At 46.6% G+C, this 19,544-nt stretch carries 17 protein-coding genes; 14 read left to right on the top strand and 3 right to left on the bottom strand.

Annotation, left to right across the window (positions count from 1 at the left end; genetic code table 11):
* Positions 1-10: 10 nt before the first annotated feature.
* Both ACSSU7_RS06115 and birA read right to left on the bottom strand, forming a co-directional pair.
* Positions 11-826 carry a type III pantothenate kinase gene (locus ACSSU7_RS06115; RefSeq protein WP_492515702.1) on the bottom strand — a complete coding sequence of 272 codons (816 nt, stop codon included), beginning with the start codon at positions 824-826 and terminating at the stop codon, positions 11-13.
* Between the two features lie 80 nt (positions 827-906).
* Positions 907-1,899, bottom strand: a complete 993-nt coding sequence (gene birA / locus ACSSU7_RS06110) for a bifunctional biotin--[acetyl-CoA-carboxylase] ligase/biotin operon repressor BirA (RefSeq protein WP_492515701.1) — start codon at positions 1,897-1,899, stop codon at positions 907-909.
* A 181-nt stretch (positions 1,900-2,080) separates the two neighbouring features.
* Here birA and ACSSU7_RS06105 point away from each other — a divergent pair, with 181 nt between their 5' ends.
* From ACSSU7_RS06105 to ACSSU7_RS06050, 12 genes are all read left to right on the top strand, one after another.
* Positions 2,081-3,847, top strand: a complete 1,767-nt coding sequence (locus ACSSU7_RS06105; RefSeq protein ID WP_492515700.1) for a glutamine--tRNA ligase/YqeY domain fusion protein — start codon at positions 2,081-2,083, stop codon at positions 3,845-3,847.
* Entirely contained in the window at positions 3,848-4,564 is a 717-nt protein-coding gene (locus tag ACSSU7_RS06100; RefSeq protein WP_492515699.1) for a hypothetical protein, read from the top strand.
* 8 nt (positions 4,565-4,572) lie between these two features.
* Positions 4,573-5,145, top strand: coding sequence for a flavin reductase family protein (locus ACSSU7_RS06095; protein ID WP_492515698.1), 573 nt, complete (start codon positions 4,573-4,575; stop codon positions 5,143-5,145).
* Positions 5,146-5,231: 86 nt separating this feature from the next.
* A complete protein-coding gene (gene corA, locus ACSSU7_RS06090; protein ID WP_492515697.1) occupies positions 5,232-6,344 on the top strand; it encodes a magnesium/cobalt transporter CorA in 1,113 nt (370 codons plus the stop codon).
* A 180-nt stretch (positions 6,345-6,524) separates the two neighbouring features.
* Positions 6,525-10,448 (top strand): phosphoribosylformylglycinamidine synthase, encoded by a 3,924-nt coding sequence (gene purL, locus ACSSU7_RS06085; RefSeq protein ID WP_492515696.1) that lies wholly within the window; start codon positions 6,525-6,527, stop codon positions 10,446-10,448.
* 144 nt (positions 10,449-10,592) lie between these two features.
* On the top strand, positions 10,593-11,078 hold the full coding sequence (locus ACSSU7_RS06080; RefSeq protein ID WP_492515695.1) for an ankyrin repeat domain-containing protein: 486 nt from the start codon (positions 10,593-10,595) through the stop codon (positions 11,076-11,078).
* A gap of 111 nt (positions 11,079-11,189) precedes the next feature.
* Complete coding sequence (locus tag ACSSU7_RS06075; protein WP_492515694.1) at positions 11,190-11,582, top strand: c-type cytochrome; 393 nt, start codon at positions 11,190-11,192, stop codon at positions 11,580-11,582.
* Entirely contained in the window at positions 11,575-12,855 is a 1,281-nt protein-coding gene (locus tag ACSSU7_RS06070; protein ID WP_492515693.1) for an FCSD flavin-binding domain-containing protein, read from the top strand. The genes ACSSU7_RS06075 and ACSSU7_RS06070 overlap by 8 nt, the downstream gene beginning before the upstream one ends.
* A gap of 58 nt (positions 12,856-12,913) precedes the next feature.
* Complete coding sequence (locus tag ACSSU7_RS06065; protein ID WP_492515692.1) at positions 12,914-14,116, top strand: PQQ-dependent sugar dehydrogenase; 1,203 nt, start codon at positions 12,914-12,916, stop codon at positions 14,114-14,116.
* A gap of 9 nt (positions 14,117-14,125) precedes the next feature.
* A complete protein-coding gene (locus tag ACSSU7_RS06060) occupies positions 14,126-14,716 on the top strand; it encodes a hypothetical protein (RefSeq protein ID WP_492515691.1) in 591 nt (196 codons plus the stop codon).
* Positions 14,717-14,829: 113 nt separating this feature from the next.
* The gene (locus tag ACSSU7_RS06055) at positions 14,830-15,684 is read left to right on the top strand and encodes an SMP-30/gluconolactonase/LRE family protein (RefSeq protein ID WP_492515690.1); all 855 of its coding nucleotides are present in this window, start codon (positions 14,830-14,832) and stop codon (positions 15,682-15,684) included.
* Positions 15,685-15,731: 47 nt separating this feature from the next.
* On the top strand, positions 15,732-16,520 hold the full coding sequence (locus tag ACSSU7_RS06050; RefSeq protein ID WP_492515689.1) for a ferritin-like domain-containing protein: 789 nt from the start codon (positions 15,732-15,734) through the stop codon (positions 16,518-16,520).
* Positions 16,521-16,524: 4 nt separating this feature from the next.
* Here the strand turns inward: ACSSU7_RS06050 and serB are convergent, their stop codons facing one another.
* A complete protein-coding gene (gene serB / locus ACSSU7_RS06045) occupies positions 16,525-17,364 on the bottom strand; it encodes a phosphoserine phosphatase SerB (RefSeq protein ID WP_492515688.1) in 840 nt (279 codons plus the stop codon).
* A 138-nt stretch (positions 17,365-17,502) separates the two neighbouring features.
* Here serB and sucC point away from each other — a divergent pair, with 138 nt between their 5' ends.
* Positions 17,503-18,666: an ADP-forming succinate--CoA ligase subunit beta gene (sucC, locus tag ACSSU7_RS06040; RefSeq protein WP_486210947.1), complete on the top strand. Its 1,164-nt coding sequence runs from the start codon at positions 17,503-17,505 to the stop codon at positions 18,664-18,666.
* A complete protein-coding gene (sucD, locus tag ACSSU7_RS06035; RefSeq protein ID WP_492515687.1) occupies positions 18,663-19,544 on the top strand; it encodes a succinate--CoA ligase subunit alpha in 882 nt (293 codons plus the stop codon). Before sucC ends, sucD begins: the two co-directional genes overlap by 4 nt.

Here is a 19,544-nt window from a genome sequence, read left to right as displayed (position 1 = left end):
ACAATGTGCTTTATGAGGTTGTGTGAATTGCAGGCTGTGCCAGTAGATACAAGCCTTGCAACACTAAATTATCTACGATGGTAACAGTTTTTTTGTTGTGTTCAATGGCACTGTACGTTGAATCTTGTTGCGTAAGGGCTTGCTGTATCGCGCTAGCATTGCCACCGCTAATAATCAGTTTAGGCGTTTGGTTCTGTTGCTCAACTGCTTGCAGCATCTGTGTAATGGCGCCCAAAGTGGCATGAATGGCTCCACTGTAGATAGCATCACTCGTGTTATTGGCAAGTGGTGTAATGACGGTTTTCTGGTCAGCCAGTGCCACGGTTTTGGGTAGCTGCGCGGTGGCTGCCCCTAAGCTTGTTTGCATCAGTTCTATACCGGGCAATATCATGCCGCCAATAAACTCGCCGTAGCTACGGCCTGCATCTTCTCGGTGAATAATAGCATCGATGGTGGTGGCAGTGCCTGCGTTAACCACGACGCAGGTGGCATGATGTAAGTGCCATGCTGCAATTAACGCAGCCCAGCGATCGGTGCCTAGCGATGCTGGGGTGGCGTAGTTGTTAACTACCTCAGCGGCTTGCTTGCTTGCAGTGACCCAAGTGATGGTGGCTGTGTATAGGCTTATACGTTGTTGGAGCTGCTCTGCATGCTGCGCACCGGCAACGTTAGAAATCACGATTTGATTACAGTCGAGCGTATCCGGTAGTAGCTTGGCGGTTGTAATTTCTGCGTTTAAGCACGCGTCTTGATGGCAGATGTTTCCACTCGCATCAAACAATGCCCATTTTGTTTTTGTGTTGCCAGCGTCAATTGTTAACACCATTTTTATGCGCGCCAATGCGAAAGAAATTAATGATTGCGTATTATTCTAACACTAAGTTTTTTTACCTCAGTGTTTTAACATCAAGCGCTATAGGCTTGTGTGGCGCTACGCAGGCTGATTTCACCTGACATCATTTTTTGCACGCCGTTAGCGGTTTCTATAATTAAGGTTCCATTGTCACTAATGTCCTGTACTACGCCAGTCACTTCGCTGCCATCAGGCATCAGCATGCGTACTGGTTGCTGATGATAAGCGTGGTGCGCCGTCCACTCTTCACGCAGTGCATCAAAGCCAGATTTTTCAAAGGTTAACAACACCTCAGCTAAGTGCTTGAGCAGCGTTGTCATCAATGCATTTGGGTTAACGCTGAGTGGCGTAGCATGACTTAGGTCAGTCACTGGCTGGTCAATTTTTTGTAACAGTTGTTCGGGTAAGTGCAGGTTGATGCCTACGCCAATCACAGCCGTGCTGGGGCCTTCCATATCCCCTTGCAGTTCAATCAGTATGCCTGCCAGTTTTTTCTGGTTGACCAATATGTCATTAGGCCATTTGAGTTGGGCTGTTGTGGCACCTAGTTCATGCAGGCCGCGAATAAGCGCTACACCTACGGCTAAACTTAAGCCGGATAGCGCAGCCGCCCCGCACTGAAAACGCCATAACAGTGAGAAGGTCAAACTCGCACCAAGGCTGGCTTGCCACTCGCGGCCACGTCGACCGCGGCCATTGGTTTGCAGGTTGGCAATCACACAAGTGCCATGCGTTTTGGCGCTCATGTTTTGCATCAAATAGCTGTTGGTGGAATCTATAGTGTCAAACACCTCTACATTCAGCCATGCTTGCTGCGGGCTCATGCTACTGATAATGGCTGGTTTATCCAGCAGGGTGAGTGCTTGCGCTAGCTTATAGCCGCGCCCACGGACGGAGAATATTTCAATGCCTAAGCTTTCTGCATGTTGCAATGCGTTCCATACTGTAGCGCGGCTCACATTCAAATGCTGTGCAATGGCCTCGCCAGAGTGAAACTTGCCATCAGCAAGCAGTTTTAATATCGGGAAAGTCAGGCTGTTCATCATGGGCTAAGTTTAGCATAGGCGTGTTGATAAGCTGAATTTGACCATAGTTTGCGGTGTGCTTCTTAAATAATGGCATAGAGATTAGTTGCTAAGCTTGGTTCACGTAATCAATTTCTACAGGTACACATACAAGTAAGTAAGCTGGTGTAAAATAACGGCAACTTAAATTGAATTTGTTGCTATGTCATCTGAAAAAACACCAATCCCTGCTGCCTCTAATTTTATCCGTGCGATTATTGAGAAAGACCTCTCACAAAGTAAATATGCCACCAAAAAGTGGGCAGGTAGCCCAGGCGATGCTGCGCATCAAGACACAGGCATTGTAGATGCAGCTAAAATTCGCACGCGCTTTCCGCCAGAGCCTAATGGCTATTTGCACATTGGGCATGCTAAATCTATTTTCTTAAACTTTGGCTTAGCGCGCGATTTTGATGGTATCTGTCATTTACGTTTTGATGACACCAACCCAGAAAAAGAAAGCCAAGAGTACGTAGATAGCATTTCAGATGCAGTGAAATGGCTAGGCTTTGGTTGGGATAACGCCAATGAAAGCAATCTGTATTTCGCCAGCAACTACTTTGATTTAATGTACCGCGCGGCTGAAAGCCTAATTGAAACTGGTCATGCGTATGTGGATGAACAAAGCGCAGACGAAATGCGCATTAACCGCGGCACGCTGACCGAAGCAGGTAAAGATTCACCTTTCCGTGGCCGCACTGTTGCCGAAAACTTAGCGCGCTTCCGTGAAATGCGCGATGGTAAGCATGCTGATGGCAGCATGATATTGCGCGCCAAAATCGACATGGCATCCCCTAACATCAACATGCGCGACCCTGCGATTTACCGCGTGCGTCGCGCACACCACCATAACACTGGCGACCAATGGTGCATTTACCCAATGTACACCTTTGCCCACCCGATTGAAGATGCACTAGAGCGCATTACCCACTCTATCTGTACGCTAGAGTTTGAGGACCAACGCCCATTCTACGATTGGCTGTTAGAGCGCTTGGCAGAAGCTGGCTTATTGGCGCACCCATTGCCAAAACAATACGAATTTGCACGTTTAAACCTCACCTATGTCGTGCTTTCAAAACGTAAGCTGATTCAATTGGTAGAAGAAAAACACGTGAGCGGCTGGGACGACCCACGCTTGCCAACCATTGCCGGTGCGCGCCGCCGTGGCTACACCGCCGCTGGCTTTAAATTATTTACCGACCGTATTGGCGTGAGCAAGGCTGACTCTTGGATCGAATACAGCATTCTTGAAGACTGCATGCGTGAAGTGCTCAATACAGATGCCGAGCGCCGCATTGCAGTGCTAGACCCAATTAAACTGGTGATTGATAACTACCCAGCAGACCAAAGCGAAGACTGCTTTGCCCCTAACCACCCACTCAAGCCAGAGTTGGGCAAACGTACCGTTCAGCTCACCAAAGAACTTTGGATCGAGCGCGAAGACTTTATGGAAACGCCAACCAAAGGCTTTTTCCGCTTAACACCAGAAGGCATGGTACGCCTGCGTTACGGTTATGTGGTGAAATGCACCGGCTGCGAAAAAGATGCAGATGGCAACGTGACCGTTGTGCATTGCGAATACCTGCCAGATACTAAATCAGGCACACCGGGCTCAGATAGCGTAAAAGTAAAAGGCAATATCCACTGGGTAAGCGTGGCGCATGCCTACGAGGCAGAAGTACGCTTGTATGACCGCCTGTTTAAAGAAGCGCATCCGGGCGAAGGTGACCGTGACTTCTTGGATGATATTAACCAAAACTCAGTGCAAGTGATTACTACGCAGTTAGAGCTAAGCTTGAAAGACGCAAAACCAGAGGAAAGCTTCCAATTTGAGCGTCACGGCTACTTTGTTGCAGATAGAAAAGACAGTGTGGCTGGTAAGCCGGTGTTTAATAGAACGGTGACGTTGAAGGACGCTTGGCAGAAATAAATGAATAAGATTATCTCAATAGGCGCTGCGTTTCTTTTAGGTGTGGGTGCTGGATGGATTGTGCAGGGCCGTCATTGGGATGCTTTTCTTACCTCATACATTCCAGCGTTAGCGACACTGCTAGCAGCTTTTTATGGCGCTAAATATGCATTTCAATTTCAAAAAGATAAAGAGCTTGATGATATAAAAAAGCAAAATATTGCAAATGCGAATGCCGCAATTTTCGATTTAATGCGGATGGCAAATACTCTTTTTGTTTATCAGCGAGACTTGATCCAGCCTATTAAAACTAGTCCTTTTTATTTTGTTGAGTTGATGCCTTCTCCACAGTTTGAGAAGTTAGTTAAGTTAAATATTCAAGGTCTATATTTCATATTAGAAACGGATTATAGAAACCTTATCGGTGCAATCATAGTTGAGGAGGAAAGATATCGAAGTGTTATTGACTCAATTAACATGAGATCTAAATTGCATTTAGAAGAGTTTCAACCTGCACTAGAGAGGACTGTATTGCCTGATGCGCATTCTCTTGAGTCCATCAGAAACGTAGTAGGAGATCGCATTTATGTAAGTCTTAAATCTTCTACTGACCAAGTGATAGATCAAGTAGAGAGTTACATTGCAAGCCTTGAGGAAGTGGGTAATAAATTGACTCAATGTATGAAACAAATATATCCAGATGATGTAATTATTAGCTTTATACTTCCACGGAATTGATTATCTTCATGCCTATCAAGATACTACTCGGTCAATCCTACCGCCTCCTCAATCACGGTCCCACCGTGCTTGTCACCGCTGCTCACGGTGAACAGCTCAATATCATGGCGGCCGCATGGAATATGCCGCTGGATTTTGACCCACCTAAAATCGCTATCGTCATTGATAAAAAAACTTATACGCGTGAGCTGATAGAGGCTTCTGGCAGTTTTGCCATTAACGTGCCATGCCGTGCGCAGGCAGAGATGGTGGTGCGGGTGGGCGCTAGCTCAGGGCGTGAGCTATTAGGAAAAGATGCGGATAATAAGTTTGCCGCGTTTGATTTACCCACGTTTGCTGCCAGCAAGATTGCCGCACCCCTAGTCACGGGCTGCGTGGCTTGGCTGGAGTGCAAGCTGATTGCCGAGCCGCATATTCAGAATACTTATGATTTGTTTTTAGGCGAAGTGGTCGCGGCGCATGCGGATGAGCGTGTGTTCTCAGACGGGCACTGGCATTTTGAAGGACATGATGAGTTACGCACCATACACCATGTGGCAGGTGGTAACTTTATGGCGATAGGCGAGGCGTTTAAAGCATAAGCGCTTAATACACAAGTGTTTGTTACACGGGCACTTAATGTATAAGTGCTTAAATATATGCACTTAAATATAAGTCAGGTTAATCAATGAAAAAACGGCGTAAACCTAAAAAGCATCTTTCTACAAAAATTGGTATGGCGCCGGGCTCGCTAGTCTATGTGGGTAGCATGGATGCAGATGCCGCAGAAGTAGCTAAGCCTATCGTAAGCGTAATGGCTTATGACGCCGCAGAGTTGACCGAGCAAGTGTTAACTGCCGAGGCGCTTGCCAGCTTTAACTTAAGCGATTACACCAGTGCTGGCAAGAAGGTTTGGTTGAATGTGCACGGTGTGCATGATGCTACGCTGATTAAGCAAATTGGCGACTTATTCCACTTGCACCCCTTGGTACAGGAAGACATTCTCAATACCGAGCAGCGCCCGAAAATAGACGAGTTTGATGATTATGTGTTCATGGAAACCCGTTGCTTTAGGTATGACAAACTTGCGATGGCGATGGATTCTGAGCAGGTGAGCTTTGTATTAGGGCGAGATTACTTGCTCACGTTTCAAGAGCGCTCTACCGGTAATTTTGAGCCAGTGAGAACGCGCATGCGTGCAAGCCGTGCGCATATTCGTGAGTTGGGCGTAGATTACTTAGCCTACGCGTTGCTAGATAGCGTGGTGGATAGGTACTTTAGCGTGCTGGAGGCGGTGGGTGATGCGAGCGAGGCGCTTGAAGAGGTGCTGCTGCGTAAACCAACCAATACGGAGCTGCATGCGATTCATCAGCTTAAGCATGTGAGCATTGAGCTGCGCCGCGCCGTGTGGCCGCTGCGTGAGGTGATTAACACCTTAACCCGTAACGAAAATGATTTTTTCAAACCCACTACCATGCCGTATCTGCGCGATGTGTACGATCATACCGTGAGTTTTATTGAGTCGCTAGAATCTATCCGCGATGCATTAAGCGGCATGATGGATATTTACATGGCGAGCGTAAGCCAACGCGTTAACCTAGAGGTGCGTGCCTTAACCGTGGTGGCAATGCTGTTTATGCCAGCAACACTGATTGCCGGTATTTTTGGTATGAACTTTCATGAGATGCCATGGCTGGCTGATAAAGACGGCTTTTGGTGGGCAATGGGCTTAATGCTGAGCATCGCGCTGGTGATGCTGACCATCTTTTGGCGCCGGCAGTGGTTAACCAGTAAAACCTAGGGTTCTGTTAGATTTCATCAGGCAAGCTTTAAGCGTATATTTAATCTCTAATACAGTTTTTTGCGTTGCGTACCTAACTCAAAATATCTTGATTAATTTGCCTGACAGATTAGCGACTTAACACGCGCTAATCTGTTAAAATCTCGGTTTATTCTTGTCCTTGATATTTAGCTGAGTTTAATGAGCCAATCTAATCCAAACACACAAATGATCAGCCTGCGTGGCAGTGCTGCTTTATCACCTTTCAGAATTGAAAAAATTCAAAATAAACTGAATGAAATCTGTCCAAACATTGGGCATATTTACGCTGAGTTCTGGCATTTTGTATGGGTAGATGGTGCGTTGTCAGCCCAGCAAGAAAATACGCTGAATCAGATTTTGACCTACGGCCCTAGCATGCAGGCTGAAGAGCCAAATGGCGAGTTTATTCTGGTGTTGCCGCGCGTGGGGACGATTTCTCCTTGGGCATCACGTGCTACAGACATCGTGCAACATTGCGGCTTGCCTGAAACACAGCGCGTAGAGCGTGGTATTGCTTACTATGTGCAAACCAAAAGCGGCCAGCCTTTAAGCGCTGATGAGCGCCAATTGTTGTTGCCATTGATTCATGACCGCATGACAGAAAACGTATTTGCGAACAAACAGGACGCTGGCAAGTTATTCCATACCGATACACCTAAACCATTAAGTACGATTGATGTGTTGCAGGGCGGTAAAGCTGCGCTAAACCAAGCGAACAACGAAATGGGCTTGGCGCTATCACCGGATGAAGTGGATTATCTTTTTGATAACTTCACTAGAATGCAACGTAACCCAACCGACGTTGAGTTAATGATGTTTGCGCAGGCAAACTCTGAGCATTGCCGTCATAAAATCTTTAATGCAGATTGGGTGATTGATGGCGAGCAACAAGAGTTGTCCTTGTTTGCCATGATTCGCAACACACACAAATTAAACCCAGGTAAAACTGTGGTGGCTTACTCTGATAATGCTTCAATCGTGGCGGGTCAGCAAGCTAACGAGCCAACTAAACGTTTTTACCCGGCAGAAAATGGCGCGTACCGCTTTATTGAAGAAGATATGCACTTCTTGATGAAGGTGGAAACGCATAACCACCCAACCGCAATCTCTCCATTTGCGGGTGCAGCGACTGGTGCCGGCGGTGAAATCCGCGACGAAGGTGCAACCGGTAGCGGCTCTAAACCTAAAGCAGGTTTAACTGGCTTCTCTGTATCTAATTTAAATATCCCTAACTTTACCCAGCCTTGGGAGTCAGAGGCTTACGGTAAACCTAACCGCATTGCTTCACCATTACAGATTATGGTGGATGGCCCATTAGGCGGTGCTGCTTATAACAATGAGTTTGGTCGTCCTAACATTACTGGCTATTTCCGTACTTTGGAAATTGAAGCGCCAAGCGCCAATGGTAATGCTGAGGTGCGTGGCTATCATAAGCCGATTATGTTGGCAGGCGGTATTGGTAATATCTCTGCGCAACACTCTAAAAAGAACCCAATCCCACCAGGTGCGGTATTGATTCAATTGGGTGGCCCTGCGATGTTGATTGGCTTGGGCGGTGGTGCTGCTTCCAGTATGGATACCGGCAGCAACGTAGAGAATTTGGACTTTGATTCTGTACAACGCGGTAACCCTGAACTAGAGCGCAGAGCGCAAGAAGTAATCGACCGCTGCTGGCAGTTGGGTGAAAACAACCCGATTTTAAGTATTCATGACGTAGGTGCGGGTGGTATTTCTAATGCATTCCCAGAGCTAGTGAACGATGCCGGCGTGGGTGCGATATTCCAATTACGCGATGTAAACAATGAAGAGCCGGGCATGTCTCCACGCGAGCTTTGGAGCAACGAGGCGCAAGAGCGTTACGTGATGGCGATTGCGCAAGAAGATTTGCCGCGCTTTAAAGAGATTTGTGCACGTGAGCGTTGTCCTTACGCGGTGGTAGGTTACGCCACAGAAGAGCGTCACTTAACGGTGGCTGATAGTCATTTTGACAATAAACCAGTAGATATGGATTTATCTGTATTGCTAGGTAAACCGCCAAAAATGACGCGTGATGTGAAAAGCGCAGCAGCAGTGCTGAAAGCGTTTGACACGAGCAAGGTAGATTTAAAAGATGCAGCAGCACGTGTGTTGCGTTTGCCGGGCGTTGCCGATAAAACTTTCTTGATTACGATTGGTGACCGCTCAGTGACTGGCTTGGTGGCGCGTGAGCAAATGGTTGGCCCATGGCAAGTGCCAGTGGCGGACGTTGGCGTGACCTTGGCAGGCTATGAAACCTACCGCGGTGAAGCTTTTGCCATTGGCGAAAAAGCACCGTTAGCATTGGTGAACGCACCGGCTTCTGGCCGTATGGCGATTGGTGAATCTATTACCAATATCGCAGCCAGCTTGATTGACGACATCAGCGACTTGAAACTTTCAGCTAACTGGATGGCGCCAGCTGGACATGCTGGCGAAGATGCTGCACTGTTTGAAACAGTGAAAGCGGTGGGTATGGAGTTATGCCCACAATTGGGTGTAAGCATCCCAGTGGGTAAAGACTCCATGAGTATGAAAACCGTATGGAATGACGACGGCGAGAATAAGTCTGTGACCTCACCAATTTCATTGGTGGTAACAGCATTTGCTGCAACGCCAGATGCACGTAAAACATTAACCCCACAGTTGCAAACTGGCATTGCCTCACAATTGATTTTAATTGATTTGGGCGCAGGTAAAAACCGTATGGGCGGCTCAAGTCTAGCTCAGGTATATGGTGAAGTGGGCAATGTTGCACCGGATGTGGATGATGCAAATCAACTTAAGCATTTCTTCAATACGATTCAGCAGTTGAATAAATCAGGCAAGATTCTGGCTTACCATGACCGTTCTGACGGTGGCTTATTTACCACCTTGGTTGAGATGGCATTTGCTGGTCACTGTGGTTTGAGCGCAGACGTATCTAGCTTGCCAGGCAGCTTGGTTGAGGCGTTATACAACGAAGAGCTTGGTGCGGTGATTCAGGTACGTGCAGAAGATACGCAAGCAGTAGTTGCTCAGTTTAACGGCTTGGCACATGTAGTGGCAGAAGTGACTACAGCTAACCAAATTGAGATTAAACAAAATGGCCAAGTAGTGTTTGCCGATACGCGCGTTAACTTGCACCGTATGTGGTCTGAAACTACTTACCATATGCAAAAGCTGCGTGATAACCCAGTAAGTGCACAGCAAGAGTACGATAGATTGCTGAACGATGCTGACCGTGGTTTGTTTGCAGAATTAACATTTAACCCAAGTGAAAATATTGCCGCGCCTTACATTGCAACTGGTGCGCGTCCTAAAATGGCTATCTTGCGTGAGCAAGGCGTGAACGGCCATGTGGAAATGGCTGCGTCATTTGACCGCGCTGGTTTTGCCGCTTATGACGTACATATGAGCGATATTATTGCCGGCCGTGTATCTCTGAAAGACTTTGCGGGTGTGGTTGCCTGCGGTGGCTTCTCTTATGGTGACGTGCTTGGCGCGGGTGAGGGCTGGGCTAAGTCTATCCTGTTTAACGCACGTGCACGTGATGAGTTCTCTGCGTTCTTTGATCGCCAAGATAGTTTTGCGCTTGGTGTATGTAACGGCTGCCAAATGATGAGTAATCTGCGCGAGTTGATTCCAGGCGCGGCACATTGGCCACATTTTGTGAAAAATAAATCAGAACAATTTGAAGCACGCCTCAGCATGGTTGAAGTTTTAGCGTCTCCATCTATCTTCTTTAATGGCATGGCTGGCAGCAAAATGCCAATTGCTGTGGCACATGGTGAAGGTTTTGCGGAATTTTCTCAGCCAAATGCTGTCAATGAGCTGTTAGCACAAAAATTAGTGACGATGCGTTTCATTGACCATGCATCAACACCTACCGAAGTGTACCCGTTGAATCCTAACGGCTCACCACAAGGGGTCACTGGATTAACCAGCACGGACGGGCGTTTTAGTATTATGATGCCACATCCTGAACGTGTGATTCGCAACGTGCAGAATACATGGCAACGTTGCGATGATGCTGAAGATAGTGCTTGGATTCGTATGTTCCGCAATGCAAGAAAATACATTGCTTAAATATGGGTTTGATGGACAGGGCTCTGCTAATTGGGGCTCTGTTAATAATGGCTTTAAATAGACCTTAAAAGTAATTATTTTGGTCTATACGGTTTTAATAGTGACAAAAATAAATTTTAATAAATGACTTTGGAGAAAAGCAGCATGAATTTTTTTAGAACACTTGTTTTAGCATTAGCCCTTTTTTACCCAATCGCATCCATGGCAGAACTGAGCGACGATGACCATATGCGTTATACCGAGGCTTTGCGTGATGGCAATGTGAAGCTTGTTAAAAAGTATTTGGATACCAATGCTAAACCAAATGACAAGTTTTTCGGCTGGTCTGCATTACAAATTGCTGCAACTAAAGGCCAGCTTAAAGTCGTTGAGTTATTAATTGAACGTGGTGCTGACCTTAACTACCAACATCCGATCAGCAAAAACACGGCTTTTCATATGGCGGCGTTTGGTGGTTATTCTGATGTGGTGAAATTGCTAGCGGCTAAAGGTGCTGACGTTAATATTAAAATGCGTGCTGATGTTTCTATTATTCGTGCCGTGCGTGATGAGGGTAGTACTAAGATGGTAGAGTTACTCACCTCACTTGGCGTGAGAGATGATGGCTGTTTAGAAGAGAAGTGTTTCTAATCAATTGAACTTGGTCTCTTGGCACTAGTCACTATGGATTGGTGCCATAGATAGTCTGGTTGTAGTAAGTTTGATTATTTGTAGTGGTGTTTCTAATACGATGAAGAGCCCATGAAAACATTTATTCTAAATTTTATACTGATATCCTCAGTTGTTTTGCCTCTACCGGGCAAAGCTGCTGAGGATTTTGTTTATGCGCAGCAGAGTTTGCATACCCGAACATTGGCGGCCTCCTGTGCTGCATGCCATGGTACCAATGGTAATGCGGTGAAAATGAATGCTGAGTTTGATGCAACCGCACTCGCGGGGCTAGATAAAGCTTACATAGAGCAGCGTTTGCTTGATTTCCGCACAGGTGTGCGTCCAGCGACCGTGATGCACAGGCATGCAAATGGTTTGACGCTAGATGAAATTAAGCAGCTTGCAGATTATTTCTCACGTCAAAAACCTGAGAAACACACCATGCCAGAACCACAAACGCTAAAGGCGGTGCAGGATGAATAACACAGCTGATTTTAATCGCCGTGATTTTATTAAGACTGTAGGCGTCTTAGGCGCGTTGGCGTTCACCCCACATGCGGTTGCGATGGGTAAAAAACCACCGATTGGTCGTGTCGTTGTGATTGGTGGAGGCTACGCCGGTACCAGTGCCGCTAAATATATTCGTATGTGGAGTATGGGTAGTATTGAAGTGGTGGTGATTGAACCGTCACCGCAGTTCGTGTCCTGCCCGCTGAGTAATTTAGTGTTAGGTGGTAGCCAGCAGATTAATGACCTGACCTTTGGTTATGATTTGCTGAAAAAACATCATGGCATACAGTGGGTACAAGATACCGTTACTGGCATCAATAGCGATGCTAAAAAAGTGACGATGCAACGTGGCGAAATTAGTTATGACCGTTTAATTGTTGCGCCAGGCGTAGATTTTATTTATGACCATTTGCCGCAGCTAAAAACTGCTGAAGCGCAAAAGCAGATTCCCCATGCTTGGAAGGCTGGTTGGCAAACCGTTAATTTGCGGCAGCAGCTGGAAGTTATGCCCAATGGTGGTGTGTTTGTGATCACTATCCCCAAAGTACCATATCGTTGCCCGCCTGGGCCTTATGAGCGTATTTGCCAAGTAGCTTATTATTTGAAAGCACATAAGCCTAACAGTAAGATTATTGTGCTGGATGCTAATGCTGAAATTGTTTCTAAAAAAGGCCTCTTTACTAAAGTTTGGGCTAACAATTATGCCGGCATGATTGATTATCGCCCTGATAATGCAATTGTCTCCGTAGATGTGCAAACTAAAACCGTGAGTACGGAGTTCGAACAGGTAAAGGCGGATGTGTTGAATGTGATTCCTCCACAGCGTGCTGGTAAGCCGGCACAGATGGCAAATCTGCTCGCGTCTGATTATCCATGGTGCGAGGTTGATTTTTTAAGTTATGAATCTAAAACAGTCGCGAATGTACATGTGATTGGTGATAGTGTGGCCTCTGGTTTACCCAAATCTGCGCATATGGCAACGTCACAAGCGCGTGTTTGCGCGAGTGCGATTGTGGAGTTGATGCAGGGCAGAAGCCCTGACCCTGCACCGGTATTTGCCAACACCTGTTACAGTTTTGTTGATGACAAACAGGCAATGCATGTAGCCAATGTGTATCGATACGATGCCGCAAAAAAGATTATGGTATCGGCGGAAGGCGGCGGTGTTTCACTCGCCCCTTCAGATAAAGAGGGCGCTTATGCTAAGGCTTGGGCCCATAATATATGGTCTGATGTGCTGACCTAACTTGTGGGTTTTGTCTGCGGTAAGAGAATAATATTTAAAGGTGCATCATGTTTTGGGAGTGGTTATTTTTACAGTTAAAAAATACATAGCATTGCTCGCTGGCTTGACGCTACTTGCTGTACAGCCAGCTTGCTCTGCTGATTTATCCAGTATTCACTTGCCTGACGGTTTTAAAATTGAGGTGTTTGTCGATTTTAATACCAAAAACGGTGCGCAGTTATCTGGCCCTAGGATGATGGCGCTGGATGCAAAAGGTAATCTGTATGCGTCTACCGTCGGCAGTAACCGTGTAGTCATGCTGCCAGACCGTAATCGAGATGGTGTTGCTGATGAGGTGGTAACCGTTGCGCAGAACCTAAATGCGCCGCAAGGGCTCGCGTTTGTTGGTGATAGCTTGTTGATTGCCAACCAAGATGGCGTGGTCCGTGTAACCCCTGAGCGTGAGGGCTGGTCAAAACCGCAAGCCTTTATTACTAACCTGCCTACAGGTGGGCATACACTTAAAAACATTAGGTTAGGGCCGGATGGTTTTTTGTATATCAACGTAGGCTCGAGTTGTAATGTTTGTATAGAAAATGAGCCGATGCGGGCGACCATGCTCAGATACACCGTTGAGGGTAAGCCAGCAGGGGCATTAACTACCTTGGGGCGCCACCAGCAGTCTGCCATATTTGCACGTGGTTTACGTAACTCACAAGGCTTTGCATGGCACCCGTTGACTGGCGCGATGTATGCTACCAATAATGGTGCGGATAACCGCAGTGGCACACTAGGCGGTGCGGTAAATGATGAATTGCCGCCTGAGCATTTAAATAAGATTGAGGCAGGTAAACATTACGGCTGGCCTCATTGTTGGGGTGGTAGCAAGGAAATTGGTACGCAGTTTGAAGACCCTAACTTTAAGGGTGCCGCTGGTTTTTGTGATACCACACAAGCGCCAGCAGTGAGTTTTAAAGCACATACCACTCCTATCGGCATTACCTTTTTAGACAAGGCCAATTGGCCGTCAGCTTATAAAACAGATGCTATTGTGGCGTTACATGGCTCATGGAACCGTAAACAGCCTGCTGGTTATCAGTTAGTTAGAGTAAAATTCAAGGCCAACGAGCCACTGACAGTGGAAGATTTTGCAACCGGCTGGCTGTCGAATCAACAAGCGTGGGGCCGGCCTGTCGATGTTTTGGTAGGGGCGGATGGTGCGCTTTATGTATCGGATGATAAAGCCAATATGATTTACCGTATTAGTTATAAAATTAAGTAGAGAAACTGTATGAAAATGAATGTAATTAAATTAATCGCGCTGTTAGCCATAGGTGGCAGCGTTAACGCATATGCAGCAGAGCCTGTAGGTAATAAGTTGTCATCTAAACTGTTGATGTATATTCAGCCTGTTGATTATACAAATCCAATCAAGCTTTGGCATCCATACCAAGATTACTGGTTTTACCAAGGGCCTGTTGTTGAGAAAATTGCAATGTCTAAGCTTACAGCAGCATATGGAGATGTGGCTGTATGTGAGGGCAATCAATCTGCTAAAGCCTTGGTCTGGTTGCAGCCGGAGTTGTTTTATAACCCGCAAGTGCAGATGTTTTATGCAGAGGTAACGGCCAGCGCTTATAAAGGCGTTGGTGAGCATGTGGCTACCCATGTTGGCCACGCTCAAGTACATGGCGTATTAGGCATACAGCCTGAGTCTTGGATAGAAAAAGCTTATACGCTTGCTGTTGCTGATGCAGTTGCTCAAATGCAGGCAGATATCGCCTTGCAAACATATATGAGCGGCCCCGCGCAAGTTGGCAATACACCTTGCAGTATGGTGACTTTGTTTCCAACACCTAAAGTGAGAGCGATGGCATTTTAAGCTAGGTTACCTGCTGTTGTTGCATGAGTCGTGGGTTGAGTGCAGTTTTTTTGGGGATAAACATGATAAGAAATTATATAAAATTAAGCGTGTTAGTAATGGCAGGTGTGTTGATGGCAGGGTGCCAATCCACAAAGGCTTTGACCTATGCTTCAAAGAAAATCACAGGGTTAAAAACGCCTGAATCTGCGGTGCAGGCAAAAGATGGCAGGATATTTATCTCTGAAATTAATGAGTTTGGTAAAGATGGCGATGGCCGCATCAGTGTGGTGGATCCGCGTGGCAATGTCTCTGTATTTGCCAGCAACTTAGATGACCCTAAAGGCTTAGCAATTATCGGGGATTATTTATATGTGGCCGATAAAACCAAAATACTCAAAATCAATGCTAAGGGGCAGGTGAGTGTATTTGTAGCGCCTGAGGCGTTTCCCAATGTGCCGCTTTTCTTAAATGACCTTGAGGCAGACTTGCAAGGCAACTTGTATGTAAGCGATAGCGGCGACTTATTTAACACGGGTAAAGGCGGCGCGATATATAAAATTACCCCGCGTGGCGAAGTTAAGTTATTGATTAAAGATACGCAAGATCCACGTGTAAAGGCACCTAACGGTTTGCTCGCAGACGATACTGGCAATAATTTGATTTACGTGGATTTCACTTCTGGCATTCTGTATAGCTTAAATACATCGACTGCGGAGCTTACGGATTTAGCCGAGGGCTTTGGTGGCGGCGATGGTGTAGTGCACCACTCTAGCGGTGTGATGTATGTGAGTGATTGGAAAAATGGCAAAGTCTTTAGCGTTAATATGATGGGGGATGTTTCCCTGATTAAAGCGGGCTATCAATCTGCGGCAGATATTGCCATCACCAAAGATGAGCGATATTTATTGGTGCCGGATATGAAAGCGGGAGAGTTAGATTTCATCGCGTTAGATGGCGCTAAACCAGCAACATCGCATCATTATTAATAATCGCCAGCATTAAGGGAATAAGGTTTAATGAACGGAAAGCATCAATGCAAGAATTAAGGCAGGCAGCGCTCAGCTGCTTGGCTGACTGCCAGCTTATACACAAAACCAGCGCAGTGGCTGCGCTGTATCAATCATGGCAATCAGGCGAATTGGTGCTGGATGCCGAGCGTGAGCTGGTGTCTACGCAGCCGATTCCAGGTCGTCCGGAGCTCCCGGTGTTAGTTTCTCCACTCGAAGTAGGTAAACGCTCAATGCGCACTGCGGAAGGGCGTGCCGGCTTGATTCATGCCTTGGCGCATATTGAGTTTAATGCGATTAATTTGGCCTTGGATGCCGTTTGGCGCTTTGCCGGTATGCCTCAGCAGTATTACGCGGATTGGTTAAAAGTGGCGGCTGAAGAAGCTTATCATTTTGGTTTACTCAATGCACATCTGCAAACCATTGGTTACCAGTATGGTGATTTTACTGGTCATGACAGCCTGTGGGAAATGGTGGCACGTACGCAAGATGATGTGTTAGCAAGAATGGCGCTGGTGCCACGCACCATGGAGGCACGTGGGTTAGATGCCAGCCCAGCGTTAAGAAATAAATTTGCGCAAATTGGCGATGTTGCCATGGCAGGAATTCTGGATATTATCCTGCGCGATGAGATTGGCCATGTTGCGATTGGGAATGTTTGGTTTAATTGGCTGTGTAGCAAACGTGCATTAGAGCCGATTGCCACTTATGCTGCGTTGGCTCAGCAGTACAGCGCGCCAACCTTGCGTAAGCCTTTTAATTTAGAAGCTAGGCGCAAAGCAGGCTTTACTGAAGCCGAGCTGGCGCTGTTGTGATTGACTAGCTGGCGAATAAATTAATCACGCCGTCTAAGCCCATGTGGTTGAGCGCATAGCTTGCCTGCGCTTGCACCACTGGTTTTGCATGGTACGCAATCCCGACACCGGCGGCAGACATCATTTTCAGGTCATTAGCACCATCACCAATGGCAATGGTTTGTGTTGCACTAAGGCCTAAACGGTCACGCAGTTTCACTAACTCATCCGCTTTGGTTTGTGCATCCACAATATTACCTAAAATCTTACCTGTGAGCTTGCCATCGATAATTTCCAAGGTATTAGCAACGGCGTAATCCAGCCCTAACATCGCCTTCACCCGGTCTGCAAAGAAGTTAAAGCCACCAGATACCAATAGTGTGGTGATATTGTTTGCTTTACAGTTATCTATCCACTGCTGGGCACCAGGGTTGAGCTGCAGGCGCTCGTTCAGCACGCGCATCAGGTCTGACTCTTGTAAGCCTTTAAGTAATGCCACTCGCTCGCGTAGGCTTTGTGCAAAGTCTAACTCGCCTTGCATGGCGCGTTCGGTGATAGCGGCCACTTGTGGTTTTAAGCCGACCATATCCGCAATTTCGTCGATGCACTCGATGCTGATGAGTGTGGAATCCATATCCATGACACATAAGCCATAATGTTGAATCAGCTGGTCGTTTTGTACATATGCGCAGTCTATTTTTTGTTCTGCACAAAACTGCTGAACGGATGGGTTTATTTCAGACTGGTTGGCCAGATAGTAGCCATGTTGCGCGATTTGAACAAATTGCACGCTAGAGGCGCAGAGTTGGTGAATATGAGCTAAATGTGCAAAAGTAATGGCCTTGCCTTGAACAACTAAACGCATAAGTAAACAATCTGAACGTAAAGTTTTATTATACACTCGACTATCCACTTGATTAATGGCATCAACTTACATTACTTTGCTAGCGCATTTCTCTGAATTGCGAGAAAATGTGCATAACCTTTAAATCGAGCTATTTTTATGAATTTGCATGAGTATCAAGCGAAAACACTACTTCAAAAATATGGTATTCCAGTGCCTCGCGGTCAAGTTGTTGCAGTTGCGAAAGAAACGGTAGGCGTAACTACCGAAATCGCCAGCGATGGCTGGGTAGTAAAAGCGCAAGTACATGCTGGCGGCCGTGGTAAAGCAGGCGGTGTTAAAGTGGTGAAGTCTGCTGCTGAAGCGCAGAATGTTGCGGGTGAGTTGTTAGGCAAAACGCTAGTTACTTATCAGAATGCGCCAGATGGGCAACCTGTGAATCAGGTATTGGTGGAAGAAACACTGCCTATCGCACGCGAGTTGTATTTATCCATGTTGGTAGATAGAACATTAGAGCGTGTAGTGGTGGTGGCGTCAGTGGCTGGCGGTATGGATATTGAAGAAATTGCACAGACTAGCCCAGAAAAAATCTTGCAAGAGGTATGCGATCCGCTCAATGGCCTAGTGGATTTCCAAGCACGTAACTTAGCATTTAAGCTCGACTTAAGTGGTGACCAAATCGGCGCGTTTACCAAGCTGCTAAAAGGTTTGTACCGCTTATTTAAAGATAATGATTTAGCTTTGTTGGAAATTAATCCATTAGTGGTGACCACTGACGGAAAGCTCTATGCACTAGATTGCAAAATGAGCGTAGATGACAATGCTTTGTATCGTCAAAAAGCGTTAGCCGAGCAACGTGACTGGAGTCAAGAGGACAGCAAAGAAGCGGTCGCCCATCATGCAGGATTAAACTATATTGCGCTTAACGGCAATATTGGCTGTATGGTTAACGGTGCTGGCCTAGCCATGGCGACGATGGATTTGATTAAACTACATGGCGGCATGCCTGCTAACTTTTTGGATGTGGGCGGTGGTGCCACAGCGGAAACCGTCGCCAAGGCGTTTAAAATTATCTTGGCTGATAGTAATGTGAAAGCAATTTTAGTGAATATTTTCGGCGGTATTATGCGTTGCGATATTATTGCAGAAGGCATTATTACTGCGGTGCGTGAAGTTGGTATGCAAATCCCTGTGATTGTGCGTTTAGAAGGTACGAATGTGGATTTAGGTAAAAAAATGTTACAAACAAGCGGGCTTAATATTATTTCGGCTGAAGGTTTAACAGATGCTGCACAGCAAGCAGTAAAGGCGGTGGTAGCATGAGTATCTTAGTTAATAAAAACACAAAAGTGTTATGCCAAGGCTTCACCGGTAAACAAGGTACTTTTCACTCTGAGCAAGCACTTGCTTATGGTACAAAAATGGTCGGTGGCGTTACTCCGGGTAAGGGTGGGCAGCTGCACTTAGGCCTACCAGTATTTAACACCATGCGCGATGCGGTGCGCACTACAGGCGCAAATGCCAGTGTGATTTATGTGCCGCCGGCATTTGCGGCGGACTCTATCTTAGAAGCTAGCGATGCAGGTATCGAGCTGATTATCTGTATTACTGAAGGTATCCCAGTTTTAGATATGCTGAATGTAAAAGCAGCATTGAAAGCCAATGGTACGCGTTTAATCGGGCCAAACTGCCCAGGCGTGATTACACCAGATGAGTGCAAAATCGGCATTATGCCTGGCAGTATTCATTTGCGCGGCAAAGTAGGCGTGGTGTCACGCTCAGGCACGCTTACCTATGAGGCGGTGCATCAAACCACTGCATTGAACTTGGGTCAAAGCACTTGTGTCGGTATTGGTGGTGACCCAATCAAAGGGCTTAATTTTATTGAGTGCTTAGAAATGTTTGAAGCCGATGCTGAAACTGAAGCCATTATTATGGTGGGTGAAATCGGTGGCTCAGATGAAGAAGCTGCGGCTGAGTTTATTAAGAGCAATGTACGTAAGCCAGTGGCTGCTTATATTGCAGGCCAAACTGCGCCAGCGGGTAAACGTATGGGTCATGCAGGTGCGATTATTTCTGGCGGTAGCGGTAAAGCAGCAGATAAGATTCGAGCCTTGGAAATTGCAGGTGCGGTAGTTGCAAGCTCTCCTGCGGGCTTGGGTGAAGCTGTGCTGGCAGCGATGCGTCAGAAAAATCTTTGA

This window comes from Methylotenera sp. E1MeOHC1 (assembly GCF_058745595.1).
This window is presented reverse-complemented; position numbering and strand designations above follow the sequence as displayed.

Excerpts from the sequence above, each read along its gene's own strand:
- ACSSU7_RS06105 (WP_492515700.1), top strand. The coding sequence starts at position 2,081 with ATGTCATCTGAAAAAACACCAATCCCTGCTGCCTCTAATTTTATCCGT.
- purL (WP_492515696.1), top strand. The coding sequence starts at position 6,525 with ATGAGCCAATCTAATCCAAACACACAAATGATCAGCCTGCGTGGCAGT.
- ACSSU7_RS06115 (WP_492515702.1), bottom strand. The coding sequence starts at position 826 with ATGGTGTTAACAATTGACGCTGGCAACACAAAAACAAAATGGGCATTG.
- ACSSU7_RS06050 (WP_492515689.1), top strand. The coding sequence starts at position 15,732 with ATGCAAGAATTAAGGCAGGCAGCGCTCAGCTGCTTGGCTGACTGCCAG.
- sucC (WP_486210947.1), top strand. The coding sequence starts at position 17,503 with ATGAATTTGCATGAGTATCAAGCGAAAACACTACTTCAAAAATATGGT.
- corA (WP_492515697.1), top strand. The coding sequence starts at position 5,232 with ATGAAAAAACGGCGTAAACCTAAAAAGCATCTTTCTACAAAAATTGGT.
- ACSSU7_RS06095 (WP_492515698.1), top strand. The coding sequence starts at position 4,573 with ATGCCTATCAAGATACTACTCGGTCAATCCTACCGCCTCCTCAATCAC.
- ACSSU7_RS06055 (WP_492515690.1), top strand. The coding sequence starts at position 14,830 with ATGGCAGGGTGCCAATCCACAAAGGCTTTGACCTATGCTTCAAAGAAA.
- ACSSU7_RS06075 (WP_492515694.1), top strand. The coding sequence starts at position 11,190 with ATGAAAACATTTATTCTAAATTTTATACTGATATCCTCAGTTGTTTTG.
- ACSSU7_RS06070 (WP_492515693.1), top strand. The coding sequence starts at position 11,575 with ATGAATAACACAGCTGATTTTAATCGCCGTGATTTTATTAAGACTGTA.
- serB (WP_492515688.1), bottom strand. The coding sequence starts at position 17,364 with ATGCGTTTAGTTGTTCAAGGCAAGGCCATTACTTTTGCACATTTAGCT.
- sucD (WP_492515687.1), top strand. The coding sequence starts at position 18,663 with ATGAGTATCTTAGTTAATAAAAACACAAAAGTGTTATGCCAAGGCTTC.
- ACSSU7_RS06080 (WP_492515695.1), top strand. The coding sequence starts at position 10,593 with ATGAATTTTTTTAGAACACTTGTTTTAGCATTAGCCCTTTTTTACCCA.
- birA (WP_492515701.1), bottom strand. The coding sequence starts at position 1,899 with ATGATGAACAGCCTGACTTTCCCGATATTAAAACTGCTTGCTGATGGC.
- ACSSU7_RS06100 (WP_492515699.1), top strand. The coding sequence starts at position 3,848 with ATGAATAAGATTATCTCAATAGGCGCTGCGTTTCTTTTAGGTGTGGGT.
- ACSSU7_RS06060 (WP_492515691.1), top strand. The coding sequence starts at position 14,126 with ATGAAAATGAATGTAATTAAATTAATCGCGCTGTTAGCCATAGGTGGC.